The 3,052-nt window shown below is 30.0% G+C and carries 4 protein-coding genes; all 4 read right to left on the bottom strand.

All coding sequences use genetic code 11. The annotated features are described in order from the left end of the window. Positions 1–225 precede the first annotated feature (225 nt). Positions 226–837, bottom strand: a complete 612-nt coding sequence (locus Q361_RS13250) for a hypothetical protein (protein WP_103727207.1) — start codon at positions 835–837, stop codon at positions 226–228. A gap of 216 nt (positions 838–1,053) precedes the next feature. Beyond that, a complete protein-coding gene (locus Q361_RS13245; protein ID WP_103727206.1) occupies positions 1,054–1,467 on the bottom strand; it encodes a DUF4279 domain-containing protein in 414 nt (137 codons plus the stop codon). 188 nt (positions 1,468–1,655) lie between these two features. Next, on the bottom strand, positions 1,656–2,213 hold the full coding sequence (locus tag Q361_RS13240) for a hypothetical protein (RefSeq protein WP_103727205.1): 558 nt from the start codon (positions 2,211–2,213) through the stop codon (positions 1,656–1,658). Positions 2,214–2,410: 197 nt separating this feature from the next. Further along, the gene (locus Q361_RS13235) at positions 2,411–2,929 is read right to left on the bottom strand and encodes a hypothetical protein (RefSeq protein WP_103727204.1); all 519 of its coding nucleotides are present in this window, start codon (positions 2,927–2,929) and stop codon (positions 2,411–2,413) included. Positions 2,930–3,052: the final 123 nt, after the last annotated feature.

Below are 3,052 nucleotides of genomic sequence, written 5' to 3'. Positions count from 1 at the left end.
AAGAAAAAACCACGAAGTTGAAACATTCATAATTCTTTCTTAAATAAACAAGGAAAAATTTCTTCCGGAATTTTTCTGCGTATAGCAGGCAACGTGTCGCCGCTTTGCGCCTGTTGCGAGCTTCGTAACTGTGTATTTTCTGCTAAAATACAATTTCTTACAAAAGATAAACGTGAATTTACCACTTTTCTCGCAATAGCGCAAAACGGCTGTTGGGCGATGTTTTTATTTAAATTTCATTGATATTACAAAATAATGAGGAATTTCAAATTTTTCCCAATATTTTTCTGGTGCAATTTCTGACTGCGCAACATCACAATATGATCCTTTAGTTTCTTCTTGTTGTGAAGGAGTTATAATTGTTAGAATTGGGAATTCTTCGTTTGATGAAACATTAACGAATTTTTTTTCGCCTTGAAAATCTTTCAAAAGATAGTCTTCTGATTTTCCTTTTTCTAACTTAAATGTTTTTTTTTCTCCATACATTTTGGGTGATTGAATAAAAACTGTCAATTTATCATCTTCAATTTTGTTAAAAAATTTAAAAGATGTGTATGATGTGTCAATTTTAAAATATTCATCGCCTGAATAATCAAATATTTTAGTCTTTTTTATGAGTTTTCCGTTTTTGTATTCTTTCAAATTAACTTCATAAAATTTCCCAATCAGTTCGTTACTTTCAAAAGTTAACTTTTCAGTACTAATATTTTGAAAAAGCATCAAACTATTAATTTCATCGTTTGTTGAACCATACTCTGAAATCATTTTCACATTCTTTTGACTATAATTAGTTTGAAATATTAGAAATGATATGATAATTAAATACTTGTTTTTCATGAATTATAGTTGTTTTTCTTCCTTTACTCGCAAAATATCGCCCAACGGTTCTCGGCTTTCACCAGTTGCTGCTGCAAGCACAGACCAAAACAAAACTACAACTTTTCTTTGAAAGATAAAATTGTAGTTACCAGATTATGTTCCATGAAAAACTAAATAGCAAGCGCAAGCCTCGCAATTGGTGAAAACCGATGTTAGCAGTAGTGCTTTTATTTTCTAATATATGTCAAACCAAAAGTCAAGTCCAAGACTCCCAAGTTTACTTAATTGTTGTGGTGATAAGGTTGGTCCGCCTTGTCCGTTTTCTGATAACCAATAACAACTTATATCTATTTTAGCACCTTTGCTAATAAGTTCTTTTATTTTAAAATTTATTGGAAGTAATTTGTCAGCTAAAAAATCTATATGTCGTCTGCTGTCTTTTGAATTTACTTTTCCATCAGTTGTTAAAAACCAACCGTTATGTTCAATTGACTTATTAGTTTGTAATTCATTTTTCTGACTTTTTACATGTGTTTTTGATGGTTGAATTCCTAAATATTCTGTTAATTCGTTTGGGCTTTGCTCATCACTATAAATTCTCAAAGTAACATAAGTTTCGGCACAAGTTTCATAATTATCATTATACATATATTTTCAATATTATGTTGATTTTGTTGTTCTGCGGTCGCATTACTGCTAACGTTCTGCGGCTTCAAGAAGTGGCGAACTTCGTAACCGCTTAATTTTCCACTAAGATAAAAAAACTTGCGAAAGAAAAATGTGAATTTACCACATTTTTCGCCATTTCTTGAAACCGCTGTTAGCAGATGGTTTTTTTAAAATCTATATCCAACTCTCAAATGTAAGTTTGCAGTAACACCTTCCAAATCTCCATAATTTTCTCTAAATTGGTGACCATAACCAATTCCAATTGCAGTTTCGTATGTAAAATGTTTTCCAACATTTCGTTTTATTCCCCAAGTTGGAATTATGGTTACTAAATTAAAAGTCTTTAAATTGTCATAATTAGAAATTACAAACCAGTTTGGATGATAACTTGTTTGTAGAGATACAAAGTTTCCGCTATTTCCAGAAATGTTTTTAGATTTTGATTGTCTCTTTTCTAAATTATAATACCATCTCGGTTCTACAGTTATAACTGGAGTCATTAAAAAACCAGTTTTCGGGTAAAAATCTCCGCCAAATATTCCAGTATTCATTCCAAGTTCTGTTCTTAATGCAATTTGGTTTGTAAGTTTCGATTCGTTATGTACCCATATTCCAAGAGTTCCAGTTTGTATTCCGAAAGTAGATTTTTCTATGCTTGCGGTTTGAGAGTTACCAACTGAGTAAATTAGGCTAATAATTAATGATAATAAAATTTTACTTTTCATTATAAATTTAGTTAAATTATTAAATTGTTGTATTTTACGTTCTGTTTTTTTAAACTATCTGCTAACGGGTCGCCGCTTTACGTCTGTTGCGAGCTTCGGAACTGCGTATTTTCTGCTAAAATAAAACTTCTTGCGAAAGATAAATACCAATTTTACATTTTTCTCGCAATAGCGCAAAACGGCTGTTAGCAGAAGGATTATTGTATAATTTGTTCAACAAAATATTCATCATAATTCAAATTATATAATTCCTTACTTTCTTTTCCATTTTCTAATAAGTTAAACAATTCGACTGCTTTGGATTCGTTATCATAAATATATTCGAGAGGAAAAAAATCTTCTGAAAAATAATATAGTTCAGTTATTCCATAAGCCTTTGCTATAGTTTTAAATATTTTTCGCCATTCTTCAGTTGATTTTCTGTTTTCGTAATCAACAAATTTATAATAAGTAGAAAAATACTCAAATGAACCCGAGAAATCAATAAATTCAGAATTATTAAAAGTAATTCTAATTGAATCTAAAGTTGTTTCCTCAGAAAATCTATATTCAAAGAATTCCATTCCTTCTCTTTCATTTAATTTCCAAACATTTTCATCTTGATTAATAGAAAAGAAAGATGAATTAATGTCTTTCAGAATTTGAGAAAAATATTCTCTCTCATATTCAATTGATTTTAGGTTTCTTTTACCAATAATTTGCATCCAAATCGCCATATTTTCTGCGGTTTTCTAAATCTTTCTGCTAACGTTTTGCGGCTTGACGCAGAAGCGAAGCCAGCGAACGATTTAATTTCTGTTAAAGATAAACATTTTCGTGAAAAATGGATTTCAATTTAA

The sequence above is a fragment of the Flavobacterium croceum DSM 17960 genome (genome assembly GCF_002917885.1).
In the GTDB taxonomy this organism is placed as follows: Bacteria; Bacteroidota; Bacteroidia; order Flavobacteriales; family Flavobacteriaceae; genus Flavobacterium; species Flavobacterium croceum.
Note: the sequence above shows the minus strand (reverse complement) of the source record. Positions and strands in the feature narration are given on the sequence as shown.